The sequence below is a fragment of the Streptomyces sp. YIM 130001 genome (assembly GCF_003574445.1).
Lineage (GTDB): Bacteria > Actinomycetota > Actinomycetes > Streptomycetales > Streptomycetaceae > Streptomyces.
This window is the reverse complement of the sequence record NZ_KZ984553.1, coordinates 251,840-271,442: the sequence shown is the minus strand read 5'-3', so window position 1 is coordinate 271,442 and position 19,603 is coordinate 251,840. Positions and strand designations below refer to the sequence as shown.

Annotated in this window: 17 protein-coding genes; 5 read left to right on the top strand and 12 right to left on the bottom strand. The window is 70.1% G+C overall.

Annotated elements, in window-relative coordinates:
• Nucleotides 1-10 precede the first annotated feature (10 nt).
• Both DSC45_RS13085 and DSC45_RS13080 read left to right on the top strand, forming a co-directional pair.
• Nucleotides 11-598: a TetR/AcrR family transcriptional regulator gene (locus DSC45_RS13085; RefSeq protein WP_119290352.1), complete on the top strand. Its 588-nt coding sequence runs from the start codon at nucleotides 11-13 to the stop codon at nucleotides 596-598.
• A gap of 76 nt (nucleotides 599-674) precedes the next feature.
• The gene (locus DSC45_RS13080; protein WP_119290349.1) at nucleotides 675-1,832 is read left to right on the top strand and encodes an acetyl-CoA C-acetyltransferase; all 1,158 of its coding nucleotides are present in this window, start codon (nucleotides 675-677) and stop codon (nucleotides 1,830-1,832) included.
• 66 nt (nucleotides 1,833-1,898) lie between these two features.
• Here DSC45_RS13080 and DSC45_RS13075 read toward each other — a convergent pair whose 3' ends face one another.
• From DSC45_RS13075 to DSC45_RS13060, 4 genes are read right to left on the bottom strand one after another with little or no spacing between them, the layout of a single operon-like run.
• Entirely contained in the window at nucleotides 1,899-2,942 is a 1,044-nt protein-coding gene (locus DSC45_RS13075; protein WP_240434624.1) for an NAD(P)H-dependent flavin oxidoreductase, read from the bottom strand.
• 17 nt (nucleotides 2,943-2,959) lie between these two features.
• A complete protein-coding gene (locus DSC45_RS13070) occupies nucleotides 2,960-3,754 on the bottom strand; it encodes a CoA-transferase subunit beta (protein ID WP_119290346.1) in 795 nt (264 codons plus the stop codon).
• Entirely contained in the window at nucleotides 3,751-4,620 is an 870-nt protein-coding gene (locus tag DSC45_RS13065; protein ID WP_119290593.1) for a CoA transferase subunit A, read from the bottom strand. The genes DSC45_RS13070 and DSC45_RS13065 overlap by 4 nt, the downstream gene beginning before the upstream one ends.
• A gap of 23 nt (nucleotides 4,621-4,643) precedes the next feature.
• A complete protein-coding gene (locus DSC45_RS13060) occupies nucleotides 4,644-5,465 on the bottom strand; it encodes an enoyl-CoA hydratase family protein (protein WP_119290344.1) in 822 nt (273 codons plus the stop codon).
• A gap of 175 nt (nucleotides 5,466-5,640) precedes the next feature.
• On the opposite strand from DSC45_RS13060, the gene DSC45_RS13055 reads away from it, so the two are divergent.
• Entirely contained in the window at nucleotides 5,641-6,576 is a 936-nt protein-coding gene (locus DSC45_RS13055; RefSeq protein ID WP_119290342.1) for an SDR family oxidoreductase, read from the top strand.
• A 97-nt stretch (nucleotides 6,577-6,673) separates the two neighbouring features.
• Here DSC45_RS13055 and DSC45_RS13050 read toward each other — a convergent pair whose 3' ends face one another.
• From DSC45_RS13050 to DSC45_RS13035, 3 genes are all read right to left on the bottom strand, one after another.
• Entirely contained in the window at nucleotides 6,674-8,125 is a 1,452-nt protein-coding gene (locus DSC45_RS13050; RefSeq protein WP_119290340.1) for an L-fucose/L-arabinose isomerase family protein, read from the bottom strand.
• A 149-nt stretch (nucleotides 8,126-8,274) separates the two neighbouring features.
• Nucleotides 8,275-9,612: an MFS transporter gene (locus tag DSC45_RS13045; protein ID WP_119290338.1), complete on the bottom strand. Its 1,338-nt coding sequence runs from the start codon at nucleotides 9,610-9,612 to the stop codon at nucleotides 8,275-8,277.
• Between the two features lie 531 nt (nucleotides 9,613-10,143).
• Nucleotides 10,144-11,277, bottom strand: a complete 1,134-nt coding sequence (locus DSC45_RS13035; RefSeq protein WP_346426658.1) for a LacI family DNA-binding transcriptional regulator — start codon at nucleotides 11,275-11,277, stop codon at nucleotides 10,144-10,146.
• Between the two features lie 446 nt (nucleotides 11,278-11,723).
• On the opposite strand from DSC45_RS13035, the gene DSC45_RS13030 reads away from it, so the two are divergent.
• Together DSC45_RS13030 and DSC45_RS13025 are read left to right on the top strand one after the other, a co-directional pair.
• Nucleotides 11,724-15,107 (top strand): glycosylhydrolase-like jelly roll fold domain-containing protein, encoded by a 3,384-nt coding sequence (locus tag DSC45_RS13030; protein ID WP_205571320.1) that lies wholly within the window; start codon nucleotides 11,724-11,726, stop codon nucleotides 15,105-15,107.
• A gap of 110 nt (nucleotides 15,108-15,217) precedes the next feature.
• Nucleotides 15,218-15,565, top strand: coding sequence for a VOC family protein (locus tag DSC45_RS13025; protein WP_119290336.1), 348 nt, complete (start codon nucleotides 15,218-15,220; stop codon nucleotides 15,563-15,565).
• A 9-nt stretch (nucleotides 15,566-15,574) separates the two neighbouring features.
• Here DSC45_RS13025 and DSC45_RS36095 read toward each other — a convergent pair whose 3' ends face one another.
• The 5 genes from DSC45_RS36095 to DSC45_RS36090 form a co-directional block, all read right to left on the bottom strand.
• On the bottom strand, nucleotides 15,575-16,108 hold the full coding sequence (locus DSC45_RS36095) for a hypothetical protein (RefSeq protein ID WP_205571319.1): 534 nt from the start codon (nucleotides 16,106-16,108) through the stop codon (nucleotides 15,575-15,577).
• Nucleotides 16,109-16,136: 28 nt separating this feature from the next.
• The gene (locus tag DSC45_RS13015) at nucleotides 16,137-16,394 is read right to left on the bottom strand and encodes a hypothetical protein (protein ID WP_119290334.1); all 258 of its coding nucleotides are present in this window, start codon (nucleotides 16,392-16,394) and stop codon (nucleotides 16,137-16,139) included.
• Nucleotides 16,351-17,883: a hypothetical protein gene (locus DSC45_RS13010; protein ID WP_119290332.1), complete on the bottom strand. Its 1,533-nt coding sequence runs from the start codon at nucleotides 17,881-17,883 to the stop codon at nucleotides 16,351-16,353. The genes DSC45_RS13015 and DSC45_RS13010 overlap by 44 nt, the downstream gene beginning before the upstream one ends.
• Nucleotides 17,880-18,596 carry an ABC transporter ATP-binding protein gene (locus tag DSC45_RS13005; protein WP_162929210.1) on the bottom strand — a complete coding sequence of 239 codons (717 nt, stop codon included), beginning with the start codon at nucleotides 18,594-18,596 and terminating at the stop codon, nucleotides 17,880-17,882. The genes DSC45_RS13010 and DSC45_RS13005 overlap by 4 nt, the downstream gene beginning before the upstream one ends.
• A 125-nt stretch (nucleotides 18,597-18,721) precedes the next feature.
• Nucleotides 18,722-19,051, bottom strand: coding sequence for a hypothetical protein (locus tag DSC45_RS36090; protein WP_205571318.1), 330 nt, complete (start codon nucleotides 19,049-19,051; stop codon nucleotides 18,722-18,724).
• Nucleotides 19,052-19,603: the final 552 nt, after the last annotated feature.

Sequence of the window (19,603 nt, the reverse complement as noted above, 5' to 3'; positions counted from 1 at the left end):
CGGGCCGACGATGAGTCCGTCGATGGAGCGGCACGGCGAACTGCTGTCGGCGGCGGCCGAGGTGTTCGCCGCCGAGGGCTACAACGCGACGACCGTGCGCCGGATCGCGGATGCGGCCGGGATGCTCGCGGGCAGTCTCTACTACCACTTCGACTCCAAGGAGGCGATGCTCGACGAGATCCTCTCCGGCTTCCTCGACGAGCTGCGCGCCGGGTACGAGCGCGTGCTCGCGGCGCGGCTCGGTCCCCGGGAGACCATCGAGGCGCTGGTCACCGAGTCGTTCCGGGAGATCGACCGGCACCGGGCGGCCGTCGCGATCTACCAGAAGGAGTCCCGGCAGTTGGCGGCGCAGCCGCGCTTCCGCTATCTCGCCGACAGCCGGGTCAGGTTCGAGGGGGCCCTGCTCGACACCCTCCGACGAGGCGTCGCCGAGGGCGAGTTCCGCGCCGACCTCGACATCCGGCTCACCTACCGCTTCGTGCGCGACACGGTCTGGGTGGCCGCCTCCTGGTACCGGCCCGGTGGACGGCACAGCCCCGACGAGATCGCCCGGCAGTACCTGTCGGTGGTGCTCGAAGGCATCGCCGTACCGCAGTGAAGTCCCGGCGCGGCAACCTCCCACCGACATCGCTCACCGACTCCCCGCACCGTCCCGACACCCTCAAGGAGCACTCATGACCGAGGCCTACATCGTCGATGCCGTCCGTACGCCCGTCGGCCGCCGCAAGGGTGGGCTCGGCGGCGTGCATCCCGCCGACCTGGGCGCCCATGTGCTCGCCGCCCTGGTCGAGCGGACGGGCGTGGACCCGGCCGCCGTGGAGGACGTCGTCTTCGGCTGCCTGGACACCGTCGGACCGCAGGCTGGGGACATCGCCCGCACCGCTTGGCTGGCCGCCGGACTGCCGGAGGAGGTGCCGGGCACGACCGTGGACCGGCAGTGCGGATCGTCGCAGCAGGCCGTGCACTTCGCGGCCCAGGGGGTGCTCTCCGGCACCCAGGATCTGGTGGTCGCGGGTGGTACGCAGAACATGACGATGATCCCGATCGCCTTCGCCTCCCGGCAGGCCGCCGAGCCGCTCGGACTGACCGAAGGCCCCTTCGCCGGCTCCGCGGGATGGCGGGCCCGCTACGGGGACCAGCCGGTCAACCAGTTCCACGGCGCCGAGCTGATCGCCGAGAAGTGGGGCATCTCCCGCAGTGACCAGGAGGAGTTCGCCCTGCGCTCGCACCGGCGGGCACTCGCTGCGGTCGACGAGGGACGCTTCGACCGCGAGATCGCCCCGTACGGCGAGGTCACGGCCGACGAAGGGCCGCGCCGCGACACCTCTGTGGAGAAGATGGCCGGCCTGAACCCGGTGGTCCCCGGCGGCAGCATCACCGCGGCCTGCTCCTCGCAGGTCTCCGACGGCGCCGCGGCCCTGCTGATCGCCTCCGAGCGTGCCGTACGCGAACACGGCCTCACCCCCCGCGCCCGCATCCACCACCTGTCCGCCCGCGGCGAGGACCCGATCCGCATGCTCTCCGCGCCGATCCCGGCCACCGCTCACGCCCTGAAGAAGGCCGCGATGTCGCTCGACGCCATCGACCTGGTGGAGATCAACGAGGCCTTCGCGCCGGTCGTCCTGGCCTGGCTCAAGGAGACCGGCGCCGACCCGGAGCGGGTCAACGTCAACGGTGGTGCGATCGCCCTCGGTCACCCGCTCGGCGCCACCGGAGCCCGCCTGATGACCACACTGCTGCACGAACTGGAGCGCACCGGCGGCCGGTTCGGTCTGCAGACCATGTGCGAGGGCGGCGGCCAGGCGAACGTGACGATCATCGAACGACTGTGAGTGGCGAACGGAGTCGGGGGCGGCCGGAACCCGGCCGCCCCCTCCCAACTCCCGTGCTGCGCGCACTCATTGAGGCAGTGACTCGAGTGTGGCGTGCGCGTCGGCCATCACCCGGTCCACCAGCTCCGCACAGGACGGCAGATCGTCGATCAGGCCCGCCACCTGCCCGGACGCCATCACGCCGCGGTCCGTGCGGCCCTCCACCATGGACGCCTTGAGCATCACCGGGGTGTTCGCGGCGAGCAGTACCTGGCTCCAACTCAGGTTCTTGCCGTGCTTCATGGCGAGCCCGTCACGGACCAGGCCCGCCCAGGTGGCGCCGGACTCCTTCCTGAACGCCGCCGCATGCCGGACCGCCCGCAGGAGCGCGGTCGTACGGCCGGACCGCTCCAGGGCGTCGACCAGCTCGGTCCGCAGCATCCGGTGCCGCATCCCGTCCACCTCGGTGGTCACGGTGACGTCCTGCACCGCCGCAGCCAGGTACTTCTCCTTGACCGCGGCCGGCACCGTACTGTCCGAGGTGAGCAGGAACCGCGTGCCCATGGCGATCCCCGCGGCCCCGTAGGCGAGCGCGGCGACCAGGCCGCGCCCGTCGTGGAACCCGCCGGCCGCCACCACCGGAATGTCCACGGCGTCCACCACCTGCGGCAACAGCACGGTGGTGGCGACATCCCCGGTGTGCCCGCCACCCTCCCCGCCCTGCACCACCACCGCATCCGCGCCCCACGCGGCGACCTTCTCCGCGTGCCGCCGGGCCCCGATGGACGGGATGACCACCACTCCGGCGTCCTTCAGCCGCCCGATCAGCTCCTGCGAAGGGGCCAGTGCGAACGACGCCACCCGCACACCCTGCTCGACGATGACGTCCACCCGGTCGCCGGCGTCCCCGGCGTCCGCCCGGAGATTCACCCCGAACGGCGCGTCGGTACGGGACTTGACCTCCCGTACCGCCGTACGCAGCTGCTCGACGGTCATGGTGGCGGACGCGAGGATGCCGAGCGCGCCGGCGTTCGCCGAGGCGGACACGAGGCGGGGACCGGCCACCCAGCCCATCCCGGTCTGCACGATCGGGTAGCGCACACCGGTCAGTTCGGTGAGCGCGGTCGCGATGGTGGCGGGCCGCCCGCTCACGCGGGCACCTCGCGGTCCCGCAGGCCCTTCGGGTCGACGACCTCCCGGATCAGGCGGAGTTCGGCGTCCGTGGGCTCCCGCGTGTACGGCACCTGGTCCGGCACGGTGAGGGTGAAACCCGTTGCCTCGGTGACCTGTTGGACGGTCACCCCCGGGTGCAGAGACCTCAGGCGCATCGTGCGGTCGGGCGTCTCGAAGTCGAACACGCCCAGATTGCTGATGACTTCGGGGATGCGGTGGTAGCGCGTCGCGGACGGCCCGGCCGCCGCGGCGCGGTCGTGGCCGACACCACTGACCATGTCGACGCGCTCCACGAACACCCTGGGCGAATGCTTCGGAACCCAGTAACTGGTCGGGTTGTTCAGGGTGTTGACCGGGGCTCCGCGTACCCCGAGCAGCTGTCGGGTGGGCCGTTCCCAGGGGCCGATGCAGGAGATGTTCTGGTTGCCGTGCCGGTCCAGCTGGCTCGCGCCCATCATCACGTGCCGCCGTCCGGTCGCGGTCAGCGCCAGATGCTGACGGAACGGCAGCCAGCCCTCCACGATTCCGGGCGCCGCCCCGACCTCCGCCACCTCACCCATCAGCAGCGCCTCGCCATCGGTGAGCAGCAGGTCCGGTGCGAACGTCAGCCGTGCCAGACGGGCCCCGATCGTCGGCACCGTCCCCATCGGACTGGCGAGCACCTGGCCCGCGGCCCGCCAGGACTCCGCGCAGGCCACCACGCAGTACTCGGCACGAGTCGCGGGCGGCGCCGTCCGCACCGCGGACGTGGTGATCCCCTCGGCGCTCATGCGTGTCGCCCCTTCGTCACGGACTGCTCCTGGTGGAAGGCCGCGACGGCGGCCTGATAGGCGGCTTCGTCCCCGGCCAGGAACCGTGCCGCGAAGGCCGGCCACGCCTCCGGATCGCGCGCGGCGGCCACGTAGGCGCGCTGGAAGGCCTCGTCACGGTCGTGGTCCGGGACGCAGGAGGTGAAGTGCGCGCCGTTCGGCGTCTGCACCACACCGTCCACGAAGATCCGCTTGACGAGCAGCGTCTGCGGCCCGTGCTCCTTGAGCAGATCAGCCGTGTCGACGATCTGCTCGCAGCACACGTACGCATGGTCCGCGGCCTCGCAGAACAGATCGTCGAAGTACGGATCCGGACCCAGGTACTGGCCGTTGCCGTACGGGTCGGCGCGATTGAGGTGAACGAGCGCCGCATCGAGCCGCAGCGCCTTCGCCGCCACCAGCTCCTCGCCGTCCTCGTACGGCGAACTGACCGTCCGCAGCCAGGGGTTGACCTTCATCACGTCGGATCCGAGCCCCGCTCTGACCGGCATGAACGGCAGTCGCTGCGCCCCGGCCGTGAGGCCCCACATGAACATCGCCTCGTCCAGCTCGACGAGTTCGAAGGCACCGCGCTGCCGGGCCGCGGTGAAGTGCGGCTCCAGCGGTACGGAGTCGAGGGTCGCGAAGGGCGCGACCACCTTGCGCAGCTTCCCCGCGGCCGCGAGCAGTCCGATGTCCGGGCCGCCGTACGACACCACGGTCAGGTCGGTCACGTCGGACCTCAGCAGCGCTCTCACCAGCGCCATCGGCTTGCGGCGCGAACCCCAGCCGCCGATGCCGACCGTCATCCCGCTCTCTATCCGGCCGACGACGTCGTCCGGGGTCATGATCTTGGTGGTCCGGTCCTGGGTCACGTCTGCGGCTCCTTGTTCGTGTGGCCCTTGTCGGGTGTCTGTCCGCCGCGGGGCGCGTGGCCGTCGCCGGACCTCGCCTCGTCGGCGCCGAAGGTGTCACGGACCCGGTCGGCGATGCCGCTGAGATTGGCCTCGAAGGTGAAGCCCTGCTCGAAGCGGTAGCTGCGGCGTACGTCCACGGGGTCGATGCCGTTGATGGCGGCCTTGGCGAGCCGGATCAGGGTGCCGTCCTTCGACGCGATCTCCCGGGCCAACTCGACTGCCGTGTCCAGCAGTTGGACCCGCGGAACCACCTCCCACACCGACCCGTGCCGGTGCAGGTCGGCCGCGGTGGCGGTGCGCGAGGTGTAGTACAGGGTGCGCATCAGGTGCTGCGGCACCAGGCGGGCGAGGTGGGTGGCGGCGCCGAGTGCTCCGCGGTCCAGCTCCGGCAGTCCGAAGGTGGCGTCGTCGGAGGCGACGATCGCGTCCGCGTTGCCGGCCAGGCCGATACCGCCACCGAGGCAGAAGCCGTGCACCGCGGCCACGACCGGTACCTCGCACTCGTAGACCGCCGCGAACGCCTCGGAGCAGCCGCGGTTGGCGCCGATCAGCGCCTGATGGCCGCTGTCGCGCTGCAGCTCCTTGATGTCGACGCCCGCATTGAATCCGCGCCCCTCGGCGGCGAGTACCACGCACCGCACCTTCGGGTCGGCGCCCGCCGTGCGCAGCACCTCGGCCAGGTCGTACCAGGCTTGTACGGGAAGGGCGTTGACCGGTGGGAAGTCCATCGTGACGAGCGTGATGCCGTCGTCCGGGACGGAGGTGGAGACACCCATGAGCAAATCAGCTACCTTTCCACCAAACATTTGTTAGGTAGGAAGGTAGCAGCGAACCCAGCGAGCCGGGACCCCGCGTGCCACCCGCCGGACGGCTCCCGATCCATCCTGCCCGCCACCGAGGACCCGCACCGAGAACCCACCATCGAGGGCCAATCACCGAAAGGACCGCCTCATGACCGGATCGACCGCGACGGCCGGATCAACCGGCCTGTGTGCAGGGCGAGTTGTGATCGTCACCGGAGCCGGACGCGGGCTCGGCCGTGCTCACGCCCTGGCCTTCGCGGCGGAGGGCGCCAAGGTGGTCGTCAACGATCTCGGCGTCGGCCTCGACGGCAGCGCGGGAACCGACGGCCCGGCCGCCCCCGTGGTGGAGGAGATCCGGGCGGCGGGCGGCGAGGCCGTGGCGCACGGCGGCGACATCGCCACCACCGCCGGCGCGGCCGACCTGATCGCCACGGCCCTCGAAGCCTTCGGCCGACTCGACACCCTGGTCAACAACGCCGGATTTCTGCGCGACCGCATGCTCGTCAACCTCGACGAGGACGACTGGGACGCCGTCGTCCGCGTCCATCTCAAGGGCCACTTCCTGCCGTTGAAGCACGCCGCCGCGCACTGGCGCACCGAGGCGAAGGCGGGCCGCAAGCACGCGGCACGGGTGGTCAACACCAGCTCCGGAGCGGGCCTGCTCGGCAGCGTCGGACAGGGCAACTACTCGGCGGCCAAGGCCGGCATCCTCGGCCTGACCCTGGTCTCGGCCGCGGAGATGGGGCGCTACGGGGTCCAGGTCAACGCCATCGCGCCGGCCGCGCGGACCCGTATGACGGAGCAGACGTTCGCCGGGGCCATGACCGCGCCCGGCGACGGATTCGACGCCATGGCCCCGGAGAACGTCTCCCCCCTCGTCGTCTGGCTCGGCTCCGCCGCATCCGACGGCGTCACCGGCCGCGTCTTCGAGGCCGAGGCCGGACGCATCACCGTCATGGAGGGCTGGCGCCCCGGCCCCGGCGTGGACAAGGGCACCCGCTGGACCCCTTCGGAGGCGGGCGAAACGACGCGCGAACTGCTCGCCGCGGCCGAGGAGCCGGGGGCGGTGTACGGGGCGCGGTGAGGGTGCCACCCGGCGTGTGCCCGTACATTCGCGTTCGTACGGGAGGAGCTTGAGGCGGGGCGCGGTCGCGACATTCCGTCGTCGTACAGCAGGGGCCTCAGGCGGTGACGTGGACGAACGGCAGCTCCAAGAGGTCGGCCACGGCCCGGAGTTCCCTGGCACGGTGGCCGACACACAGGGTCCAGTGGTGGCCGATGCCCGAGGCGCTCCACGCGTCGGTCCACTCGCCGGGATCGCAGCCGAAATCCACCCGGGACGTGGTGTTTCCGATGCGCAGCAGCGGGCCGGGGACGACTTCCCCCTCCGAGGCGATCACCGTGTAGCTGCCGTCCGCCTCCTGCCCGAGGCCGAAGGCGGTCACCGGGCCGTGCCGCACGTCGAACTCCACGCTCACGCCCCAGCCCCGCTTGCCGTGGTACACGCCGAGGCCGCGCAGTAGCGGGTCGGCACTGCTGATGGCGAGGTGGGCCGGGCCGTCGTGGCCCATCTCGACCACGTTGTCGTCGAAGTTCAGTGCCTGAAGTTCGGTGAAGGAGCCTCCAGCACCGAGCCTGTCGGCCATCAACATGGCCAGGCTGGTGCGCAGTTCGTACTCACCGGCCACGGGAACCCCGCGGGCGGTGAGCAGCGAGGCACCGAGGATCATGCCCGCGCCCAGGCGTTCGTGCACCTCGCCGTCGAGCCCCCGGTGGTAGTAGGCGAGAGAGTCGAGAGCGAAGTCGTCGATCAGACGGTCCAGGCCGACCGACACCTTGGCTCCCCAGCGCAGGTCGTCCTCCACGACGGACGGATCGAGAGTGAACACCTCGCGGGCCTCGGCCACCCGGTCGTTCACCTGCCGCTCGCCGACCTCCGTCACGCGGACGCGCAGGTCGTCGATTTCGAGAACTTCGACGTGCGAGCCCAACTGGGTGGAGACCAGGGTGAGATCGGTGGAGACGTCGAGCATGCCGGGGTAGAGGTGGCCCATCAGGCCGTGCCGACCGTGCCGCATCGCGGCGCGCACGTCGGCGGCCCGGATCCAACGGGTGATGCGCGCCCAGGCGTTCGCGTCGTGCAGGTGGCCCGACACCGAGCGGAAGGGGATCCGCGCGCGGCGGAAGACGTTCGCGATCTCCGGCAGCGGACACTGGCCGCAGTAGGCGAGCCAGTCGCCGGTGCCGAACGTGGCGTGCTCCATGGACGCGGTCGGCTGCAGATCGATGAGCAGGACCGGAGCGTCGCTGCGCTGTGCGATCGGCAGAACCATGGAGGCGGTCAGATAGGTCGTCAGATAGGTGACGATCAGGTCGCAGTCGGCTGCCCGCAACTTCGCTGCGGCTGCGGCGGACTGCTGGGGGTCGGACACGAAACCGACGTCGACCACTTCGCATCCCATGCCGGACAGGCGGTCGGCGACCTCGCGGGACGATGCCTGCAGTTGCTCCAACAGGCCGGGGAACTGGGGCCAGTAGGCGCCGAGGCCGCCTGCGACGAGCCCGATCCTGGTCGGTCGTGGAGACCTGCGGGCCAGTCCCGGGTGAGCGGGTGCGGGGGTCTCCGTCGTCATGGGGCTGCTCCGTCCGCGGATCCGGTGAGGGGTGTATACCCGGGCGTGTAAAACGTTTTACGCCGATGTCGGGGAACCGTAGGGCGGCCGTGACCGGGCGTCAAGAGGCGCGGGACGCCCGCACTTGCCGCCCGGCCGACGGCTCGGTCTCAGCGGGTGCGCGGCGGGCCGACGTCCGCGGTCCGGGGTTCCCGGGGGAGGTCCTCCGCCGCGTGCGCGGAGAGCACGGCGCCGTAGCGCTCGATCTCGATCTCCTCCAGCGTCCGCCCCTGGGTGCGCGGTGCCCACACCGCGCCGATGGCCAGGGAGAGCACGAGCAGGCCGATCATGACCAGACCGACGGCGGACACACCCTGGTCGTCGAGCATGGTCGGGAAGTAGTAGCTGAGCAGGCCGATGGACACCCGCGCGGCGAAGAACAGCACGCCTTGGGCACCGGCGCGGTACGGCGTGGCGAACAGCTCGCTGGTCCACACCGCGTAGAACGCCTGTGAGCCGAGCCCCGCCGAAACTCCCCAGCACACCGCGAACAGGAGGAGCACCGGCAGCGAAGCGTCCACGAACACCAGCAGTACCCAGGCGACGATGCCGGGCACGGCTCCCACGACGTACAGCAGCCGCCGGCTGACGCGGTCGCCCAGCTGCATGAAGCCGAAATAGGTGGCCAGTACGGTGACGGACCACATCAGCACCTGCAGCAGGTTCTGGCCCGCGGCGCTTTCGACGCCCGCGGACTCGTACACCCGGGGCATGAAGATCCCCATCTGTCCCGCGACGACGCCCCAGAAGCCGTAGATGCCGAAGAGGAACAGCAGGGCCTTGACGTTGGGGCGGCGGGAGAAGAGCTCCCGAAGGCCGCGTTTGCGGCCCGTTCCCGAGTTCGCCCGGCTGGCCTTCCACCGTGCCGATTCGCTCAGACCCTGGCGGATGTACCAGACGACGAAGGCGACCACGAACAAGTGCAGGAAGATGATCCGGCTCCCTGTCAGCCCGAGCGGTCCGGTGAGGAGCACCGCGAGCAGAAATCCGATCACCGGGCCCATGGACCAGGCCAGTTGGGCCGTTCCGACGTGCTTGGCGCGCTGGTCGGGCGGGGCTTCCTCGGCGATGTAGGTCCATGATGCGGGCACGCCCGCGCCCACCGCGACGCCGGTGATCAGGAAGGCGACGAGGAGCATGCCGTAGCTCACCGCGAAGGCGGCGAGGAGAACGCCGAACATGTACAGCATGAGGTCGTAGGTGTAGATGAACTTCCGGCCGTAGCGGTCGCACAGCGGGCCGCCTATCGCGGCGCCGACGGCCGCGCCGAAGGCGTTGGAGCTGATCGCGGCGAGCAGGCCGACGGCGAAGTCGTCGATGCCGAAACGGTCCTGCCACAGGGTGAGGCTGGTGGCGATCGCGATGATCGAACCCGCCTCGATGTAGTTGGACATGGCGACGGAGATGGTCGCCTTCCAGCCTTTGGTTTCCTTGCTCCCGAATCGCATCGTGGCTGCCCTCTCAGCAGTGAACGGGTGGGAAGGGCCGGCCGGCTGCCCAGCCGTGGGTGGATCAGGGGCTTGCCCGGTCGGTCGGTCCGGGGCCCTCGGTGGTCGGCGATCGGTGGTCGGCGTCCGGTGGTCGGCGTCCGGTGGTCCGGTTGCGGCGGTGACGCGGCGGCGAGCGCGCGTCCCCGTCGGTGAGCGGCCCCCCCGGCCGTCGGGGCCGCCGTAGCGCTACGCCGCTGCGGGCACGTCACGCCCGGGCGTTCCGGCGCGTCGAATGAAGCGTTTCAAATCCGCGATCGGCGACGCTGCCATGTGGACCGCCGGAAAACAAGGGGTGAGTTGCAGATCGGTGGGCTGTTGCGGCTCGGGACTGCTGGTCGGCTCGGGTCCCATGAGGCTGAAATCCACGACTGGTTGATACGTTTCAGTCGACTGCGACTGCGACTGCGACTGCGACTGCGACTGCGACTGCGACTGCGTCGGCTGCCGTGTGCGTCGACTGCCGTTCGCCGGCGCTTACGTGTCGCGGCCTCAGGGGGCCGAATCGCGGACCACGAGGGTGGGGGAGAAGACCCGGGAGGTGTGCGCGTGGCCGCCCGGCGCCGCCTCCACCTCGTCCAGGAGCAGATCGACGGCTGTGCGCCCCAACTCCTCGACGGGCTGGCGGATCGTGGTCAGCGGCAGGTCCGACAGAGTCGCGACCTCGAGGTCTCCGTATCCGGCCACGCGCACATCCTCGGGGACTCGTACGCCGTGCGCCTGCAGGCCGCGGATCAGGCCGACGGCCAGGTAGTCGTTGGTGCAGAACGCCGCGGTGGGCAGCGCCGGGGACGCGGCGAGTTCCCGTCCCGCTGCCTCTCCGGATGCCACCGTCATCGTCGGGACGACCAACTCCCTCAGATGCGCTCCGAGTCGGCTTGCGACGGCTTCTTCGGCGCCGCGGTAGCGGTCGGCGCACTGCTGGATGTCCCGGCTGCCGTTGACCACCACGACCGATGGTTCGCGGACCGGGGCCGCCGAGTCGTCCGGGGTGTCCGGGTCGGCCCGCTCGCCCGAAGGGGCCGTCTGCTGGGTGCGGTCGGCCAGGAGTTGTCCGACGGCCACCCGGCCGCCGTGCACGTCGTCGACGGCCACCGAGCACCCGTCCGAGACCGGGCCCGTACGGTCGGTGGTGACCAGGGGGATGCCGCGTCGGCGCAACCGGGCGAGTCGGTCGGGGTCGGCGGCCATCGGCACCACGACCACCCCGGTGGTCCGCTGGTCGGCGAGCAGGTCGAAGTAGGCCCGCTCGCGCTGCGGATCGTCCCCGCTGTGGCACAGCGTCAGCGCGTAGCCGCGTTCGTACGCCGCGTCGGCCGCGCCGCCCGCGATACGGGCGTAGAAGGAGTTCACGATGTCGGGTACCACCAGGCCGAGGGAGCGCGTCCGGCCGCTGCGCAGTCCGGACGCGCCGGGGTGGGCCACGTAGTCCAGCTCGCGGACCGCCGTGAGGACGCGCGCCGATGTCTCCGCGGTGACGCGTCCGGGACGGTTGAGCACGTTCGACACCGTCGCCACCGAGACACCTGCCGCCGCGGCGACGTCCTGGATACGTGCGGGGCGTTGCCCGTCGGCCGTTCCGTCGCCGGTCTTCGTCAATTCCGTCAGCCCCAGGTGCTCGCCCACCGTACGGCTGCTCACCCTAACGCGGCGGTCGGCCGCCGCCGGGAGGCGGGACGCGTGGCCCTCTTGCCGTCGCCCGTCGGGTCGTCGGAGCTGCTCGTGCGCGCGGCGTGGTCTGCTTTCGCGAGTCGGTCGCGAGGCGCGCGGCAAGAGTTTGACGTGTCGTCAAATAGGCGAGCCCTGAAGGTGATTGGGCGCCCGGTCCGGACGCGACGAGCCCGCCTCCGACGCCGATCGCCCGGGCTGCGGCCTTCCCGTTGACGGCGTCGCGCTCCGCCCCTATGGTCCCGTAAAACGTTTCAAAGCCGAGTGGGTGACCCGCTGCCGCTCTGCGTGCCGGCTCTCCGTGTCCGCCCTCTCGTGTCTGCCCGAAGGCCCCGGACGACGCCTGCCCGTGTGTGCCCGCAGGGCGCCTCCCGCCCCGGCCCCCTCACCGTCGAGGAGCAACGTTGAACGACATCCCGCCTGTGCAGATCGTCACCACCGGTCAAGGTCCCGCCCCGTCCCGGCGCACGCTGCTCACGCTCTTGGGCGCCGCGGCTCTCACCGCCGGCGCCCTGCCGGCCGCGGCAGGGCGGGCCGTCGCCGTGCCGGTCGCCGACAGGGGTTCGCCGGCCGGCCGGTTCGCCGAGCCTCGCGCGGACAGCCGGCCCACCGTCCTGTGGTTCTGGAACGGCACGGTCACCGACGAGCTCGTGCGGACCCAACTCGCCGACATGCGGGACAAGGGCGTACGGGAGGTACTCGTCTTCCCTTTCCAGACCGAGGAGTTGCGGCCGGCGTTCTTCAGCGAGGAGTGGTTCTCGGTCATCGGATTCACTCTCCGTGAGGCTCAACGCCACGGTATGCACCTGTGGTTGTTCAACGACGACTACTTCCCCAGCGGCCGGGCGGCGGGCCTCGTCGTCGGCGGCGGCCGGGTGGGCGACCGCGAACTCCCGCCGCGGCCCGAACACGGCGTGAAGGGAGTCGGACGCGCACGAATCTCCGTCCCCGGAGGCTCCACCGTGCCACTCGTCGCCCGGCGCCTCGCGGTCAACGGTGGTCGCCTGGTGGTCGACTCGGCCGCGCACGACGGCATCACCCTGCTGCGCGACGGTTCCGGCTGGAGCGACTACGACGTACGCGCCACCCTGCGGATCGACGCGATCACGGCCGGACTCGTGGTGCGCAGCCCCGACGAGTCCGAAGGGCTCCTCGTCGAACTACGCGCGAACGGCGCCGTCGACGTGTGGCGGCAACGGGACGCACACTTCGACCTCGTACGCGAGGGGAAGCCGGTCGACGGCTTCGACCCTGCGACGGACCACGCGCTGACCGTGAAGCTGCGTGCCACACGGATGCATCTGGCGCTGGACGGTGCGGAGTTGGCGCCGGTCGAGGACATTTCCCCGGGCGCCGGGCGGGTCGGCGTACGGGCCACCGCCGGCCAGCGTTCCAGCTGGGACACCTTGAGCGTGCACGAGCCCGACGGCAAGGAGCTGTACAGCCAGACCTTCGACGACCCGAAGGCCCTCGACGGCTTTGCGCTCGCGGACCCCGCCCCACTGGTCGCCGCGGCAGCCCGTCCGCGCGGCTCGACGTCCCCCGACGACCTGATCGACCTCACCGAAGCGGCCCGAGCGGGCGACGCGTGGAAGGCACCTGCGGGGGAGTGGCAGGTCGACCTCTTCCCGCTGCAGGAACTGGCACAGGGGCCCGGCGAGGCGCACCATTACCTGGACCTGCTCGACGACAAGGCCGTCGACCTGTTCCTCGACACCGTGCCCGGCGAGTACATCCGCCGCTTCCCCTGGGCCGTCGGCGAGGTGCTGCGCGGCTTCGCCGACGACGAGCCCTACCTCGCCTCGGGCCGCGTACTCAACGCCGTGCCGTGGTCGGCGTCCCTGGACGGGGAGCTCGAACGGCTCGGTGTACGCATCGGGCCGGTCCTGAGCGCCGTGCACGACGACCTGGGGGCCGAAGGCCTGCGGCTGCGCGGGGTGTTCTGGCGTGCGGTGTCCAACCGCTTCTCCGCCGCGTACTACCGGCGGCAGGGGGCGTGGATGGACGAGAAGGGGCTCCGGCTCATCTCCAACCCTCTGTGGGACGAGTACGGCCCGGCGGAACAACTGCGCAACTCCGGCAACATGAACACCACCCATCAGTGGGCGCAGAACCCGGGAACCGACCTGATCTTCGACCACTACCAGCTCGGCTATCACCGCATGCTGCCCCGCTGGCCGGCCAGCGCCGCCCACCAGCTCGGCAAGGACCGGGTCTATCTCGAAGCCATGGGCGGCACCGGATGGTCGGTCACCCCGGCGCTGACCCGCGAGGTCATCGGCGCGTTCGCGGTCCGCGGCGTGAACCAGGCGCTGCTGCACGCGAGTTTCAGCGACGAGGAGGAGATCGTCTACCCGCCGCCGTTCCAGCAGGTGAACCCGTGGTGGGACGCCTCGGGACCGCTCAACGACTGGATCGGACGGCTGATGGAAGCCTGCCGGGCCCCGGCGCGCGCGTACACGGCGGTCATCCAGCCGCAACGGGCGGCCGAATGCCTTCAGGACTCCGACCGGGCCGACCGACTCGACAAGGATTTCACCGCCGCCGCCCACGCACTCGAGGACCGCCAGATCGACTTCGACCTGCTCGACGAGGGTGCGCTGGACAAGGACCCCATGCTCAGGGTGAACGCCCGGCCCCAGGGAGCACGGCTCGTGGTCGGCCGGCAGGCCTACCGGGCGGCGGTGCTGCCGCGCACCCCCGTGCTCGCCCTCGGCACGGCCGAGACCCTGCGCCGCTTCGCCGCCGGCGGTGGCACGGTGATCGCGGTCGGTGACCTCCCCGAGCAGGAGGCGGGCGGCGACGACGCGGGCCTTCGGCACGCCCTGCGCCGGCTGTTCGCCGAAGGCACGGCCCACCGGGTGCCCGACGCCCCGGCCGCCGCGAGGACGGCGGCCGACGCCGGTATGGCCGCGGCCGTGGTGTCCCCGCACACCACCGACCTGCGCTTCCTGCGCCTGGAACACGGCCGGGACACCGCCTTCGTGGTGACCAACGAACGCGGCGAGGCGGTACAGGCCACCGTCACCGTGCCCGCCTCGGGGGTTCCCGAGATCTGGGACCCGGACACCGGCACGGTCACTCCGGCCGGGGTGTGGCGCGCCGCCCGCTTCCCGGGCGAACACGCCGAGGGCACCGCCGTGGAGCTGCGCGTCGAGCCGAAGGCGACTCTCCTCGTGGTGGTGAAGGCCGCAGCTCGCGAGCCCGTCCACGCCGTGGCGTCCAACGTCTTGGTGCAGCAGGTAAGCCGGGACGGACGAGGCGCCAGGGCCACCGTACGAGTCAGCGAGCCGGGCGCGGTCACCGTGGCCGCGACCGACGGGACCCGTCGCTTCGAGGGCGGCGCGGAGGCGGCCGACCCGCTCGGCGCCGTACCGCTCGACGGCGACTGGGACTTCCGCTTCGACCGGGACGGCGCCGAGCGGCTCACCCGGCCGCTGGGCTCATGGACGGAACTCGACCCCGAGTACTCGGGAGCGGCCGTCTACCAGAAGACCTTCGATCTGGACGCCAAGTCCCTTGCAAAGGAGAGGAGTTGGGTCCTGGACCTGGGCAAGGTGCGCGAGGTGGCCGACGTCGAGATCAACGGCAAGCAGGCCGGGTCACGCTTGTGGGCGCCGTACGAGATCGATGTCACCGAGGCGCTGCGCGCGGGCCGGAACACCGTGCGGGTCAAGGTCGTCAACACAGGGGCCAATACGCGGGGCGAGACGGTCGATTCCGGTCTGCTCGGGCCGGTGCTGCTGCGGCCCTCGGCTGCGCTTGAGGTGCTTCTGAAGCGCGTGTGAGCCCGGCCGGCCCTGACGCCGAGCGGCGGAGCCTCGGCCCACCCCGAGCAAACGTGATCGGCCACAATCGGACACGTCCGAAGTGCCGTGAGAGACGAGGAGCGGTGGTCATGACGATCCGCCGGGTCATGCCCGACATCCGGACCGAGGCCGTCCAGGAGAGCAAGGACTTCTACAACCGTCTCGGCTTCGAGGAGGTGATGGACCTGGGCTGGGTCATCACCTACGCCTCGCCGTCCAACCCCACGGCCCAGGTCACCTTCATGACGCACGACGCGACCGCGCCCGTCGTGCCCGACATCAGCATCGAGGTCGAGGACGTGGACGCGGCCTACGAGGCGCTGGGCGGGACCGGCGCCGAGATCGTGCACCCGCTGCAGGACGAGGAGTGGGGCGTACGCCGCTTCTTCGTCCGCGACCCCAACGGCAAGGTGATCAACGTGGTCGGTCACCGCTGACGGCCAGGATCACGCACCGCTCGCACCGCTCGCACCGCTCGCACCGCTCGCACCGCTCGCACCGCTCGCACCGCTCGCACCGCTCGCACCGCTCGCACCGCTCTGCCGCGAGCCGAACCACAGTGCGCGCCCGTCACCGAACACGGGCAGCAGGAACGCGAGATGGGCCACGTACCACCAGGCGAGCGCGCGGTCGAGGGCGGTGAACCACAGCACCGCTCCGACCGCGGCGCACACCAACGGCCCGGCGAGCGCCACCACGGCGATCTGCCGGCCCGTCATCGTCCCGGCCGGCACCACCGACGTACGCCACCCGGTCCGTTCGAGCGCGATGTGCGTGACCGTGGGAATCCGCCGGAGTACCAGCACGTGCGCCGACTCGTGCAGTGCGAACGGGACCACCAGACCCAGCAGGGCCGGTTTGGCGAGCAGCATCCACGCCATCCTGGCCGGCACCGCGTCGCCCGAGCGCACCATCCACACCACGGCCGCGCCCGTCAGCACCCCTGCGAACAGGAGCAGTGGCCACACCTGCGTGGCCACGGCCCAGGCGACGTGCCGGACTCTCGGGTCAGCTGCCGGACTGGCTGAGGAGTTGCTCACGGCGCTGCTTCAACCCTTGGTAGATGACGTGGATCATGGCGAGGACGAGGGTCAGTACGACGAAGAGGAGGACGATCGGGACGGGGTTGTCGACGCCCGTCGTGACGCCCATGGCCCCGTCCTTCTTCTTCACCGTCTCGAAGACCAACGACCCGAAGAACGCCTTGCGTTCGACGACTTCGTCAGTGTCCGTCGAGAACATGAGCACGAGCAGTGTCGCCGCCACACTCACCATCGTCAGCACCGCGGCCGCGACGGCGCACTTCACTACCGACCGTGCCTTGAACATTCCTTCTCCTCGCTTCACTGCTGTGGATTCCTTGGATCGCGTACCAGACGAACGCCCCGGCCGCCGCGGTCAGACTGACGACGACCGCCCACGGCGGCAGGCGCAGCAGGCCGAGCCCGATCACGGTCACGCCCGCGGTGATCATGACCACCGAGAGCCCCAGGAACACGGAGAACGGGTTGTCCTTCTCCGCCGGGAACACGATGCTGATGCACGTCGTCATCACCGCCCCGCCCGCGCACGCCGCGAGCGCGACCCCACCGGCGGCCAGTTGACCTGGTCGTAGGGCCGTCGCGATCGCCAGGGTGGGTACGGCGAACACGGCGAGCAGGATCAACTGCGCCCGGATGAGGCGGACATAGACCCGCCAGGCGGTCTCCTGCGCGCCCGGCAGCAATCGGAGCTGATGGGTGGCGGTGAACTGGTAGAGGCCGCCGAAGGACAGCGCGGCCAGCCCCCACAGCGGAGTGACCGACGGCTTGGCGAGGAGCAGGTACCCGAAGAGCGCGAGCGCCATCGCCGCCGCGGCCACCGTCTGCGCACTGCGCAGCAGACACCAGTCGTACGGGCCGAGTACACCGCGCAGTCGCACACTGCCCGGAAGCTTCAGGAAGCGCGACTGCCGGATGTGCTGGTTCGGGGCCAGCGCGAAGGCGAGGACCAGAAGCAGAGCGCAGGCGGCCGGGGCAGCGATCAGTGTCAGCAGCGGCCCGTGCGTGTTCCAGGCCCAGGACACCGAGGTCACCCAGGTGTAGGCGGTCTCCTTGCGCAGATACGCGCCGGAGATGTCCTGCACGATCGCCGTCATCTGCGTCGAGTAGTACGCCAGGAGCGCGAACAGGGCGAGGACGTTGAGCAGTCCCGCCATCCGGCTCAGCCCCACCAGGATCCACAGCCGCGTGAGCACCTGGTACACCGCGGAGAGGATCAGATAGGTGAGGGCCGCCGGCAGCACGATCGAGGCGACGATGTAGCCGGTCGCGGACGGGCCGAGCAGGATCAGCGCGCTGACGGCGAGAGAGACCAGGCCGGCCGCCGCGACGACCGCGGTCATCGCCGCCTCGTACATCAGGAAGGCCGCCGAGCGTTCCCGGTTGGTGACGGGCAGCTGGTAGCTGAGCTGGAGCATTCCTTCGGCGTTGATGAACAGCACCTTCACCAGCAGGAACGCGATCTGTACCCAGAGCACCAGGGACGCCGTCGCGGTGTTGAACAGCAACTGCCAGACGGCCGTCTCGCCGGTCAGCGGACGCAGGAAGAAGTACGAGCCCGCGCACATCGCGGCGAGCAGCAGCGCGGCACCCATCGCGGCGAACGCCCGTACCGAGGCCGACTTGAACACGCCTGCCCGCAGGACCCGGCGGCGGAAGAAGACGAGGAGCATCCGGGCCAGTACGGCGGAATGCTTCAGCCTGATGCCGGTCATCGCTGCGACGTCTCGAGGTAGTCGAAGACCATCTCGGCCACCGATCCGTGCTCGGCGACCAGATCCCGGGTCGGCTCGTCATACACCACGTGTCCGAGGTCGAGGAACACCGTGCGGTCCGCGAGGCGCTCCAGCACCGAGAAGTCATGGGTGCAGAGCAGGATCGAGCCGCCCTCGTCGCGGACCCGCCGGAACTCCTTCTCGGCGAGGTGCAGGGCCTCCAGGTCGATGCCGTTGAGCGTCTCGTCGATAACGGTCAGCGGGGGCCGGATGACGAGTGCGGACACCAGTTGCGTCTTTTTGCGCATGCCGTGCGAATAGTCCTCCACCAGGTCGTCGTAACGGCCCTCCATGGAGAACTCCCTGAACAGGGCGAGCGCTTTCCCGTGATCCACCGTGACGCCGAAAAGTCGGCCCATCATGGTGATGTATTCGCGGGCGGTGAGAAACTCGGGAAGGTAGTCGTTGCTGGAGAGGTAGATTGCCTGCTGTTTGGCCTCGGGAAGGGCGTGTTCGTGCCCGCCGATGTGGATCGACCCGGATTGGAGTTTCACCAGGTCGAAAATGTTCTTGATGAGTGTCGATTTTCCGGATCCATTGGGTCCGACGAGACCGATGATGGTGCCTTCCTCGACTCGGAAGGACACGTCCAGCAGGACATTGACGATTCCGTCGTAGGAATAGCTGACGTCACGGACGCTGAGGAGAGACACGATCGTGTGGATCCTTTGCCGAGGCGGTCTGGTCGGTCGGGCCCTACTCGGGACTGGTGCCCAGGAAGTCCGGATTCCATTGCAGGGAAGACTTCCTGGGCCCAGCGGGCCTACCGGTCGATCAGTTACTTACATTCGGCGCTGACCTTGAGGCCGAAGTCCTTGAACGACCACGAGCCGGTGAACTTCTTGTTCTGCTTCACGACGCACCAGATCACGAGGCCGGCGAAGATCGTCGCACCCAGGCCGAGGATGACCGCGGTGAAGATCAGGAACCAGGCGTCGTAACGGACCAGGCCACGGTCGATCTTCGCCCGAACCGTGGCGATGGCACGCGCCGGCGCCGTGGTCGCTGCCACATAGGCGCCGATGGAAGCGTTCGTGTACGCGCTGACGGCCTTTGCCTCTACGGGCTCGGTCGTCTCGGTTTCGCGCACCAGAGTTGTGGTGGACACAGTTGCTCTCCCCTGTGGTTGATGTTGACTCGGTGAAGATGTCACGGGAATTACGAGCCGGACTAGTGTCCTCTTGGGCACCTTGACGCACAGGATTTGAATGTCGCGATGACGGCTGCTTCCGCTCGCGTGGAGATGTCGAGTTTCGCGAAAACGCTGGTGATGTGCTTCTTCACGGTGCGTTCTGCCACGCAGAGACGGCGGGCGATCGCGGTGTTGGAAAGGCAACTTCCGAGCGCGGACAGAACTTCGTGCTCTCTGGCCGTGAGCTGCGAGAGGTCCGCGTCGTGCACCCATTGCGGTGCGGCGCAGAAACGGACCTCTTCTGCTTGGTTCTGGGCGTGCTCAGCATCTATGGACAATGGCGTTCCTGATCCCCCGTGGGCAGCACGCGGCCGCCCGTTGCAGTGCGCCTGTCGGCGGTGGATCGGCCCGGTCGGTTCCGCCCGCCGCCCTGGTCACCATATGGGCGGCGTCAACAGCCGTACAGGCAAACGCTGTTGGGGTCAGATAAATAGGTACCCGGAGTACGTGGACCCGGTACCGCGGTGC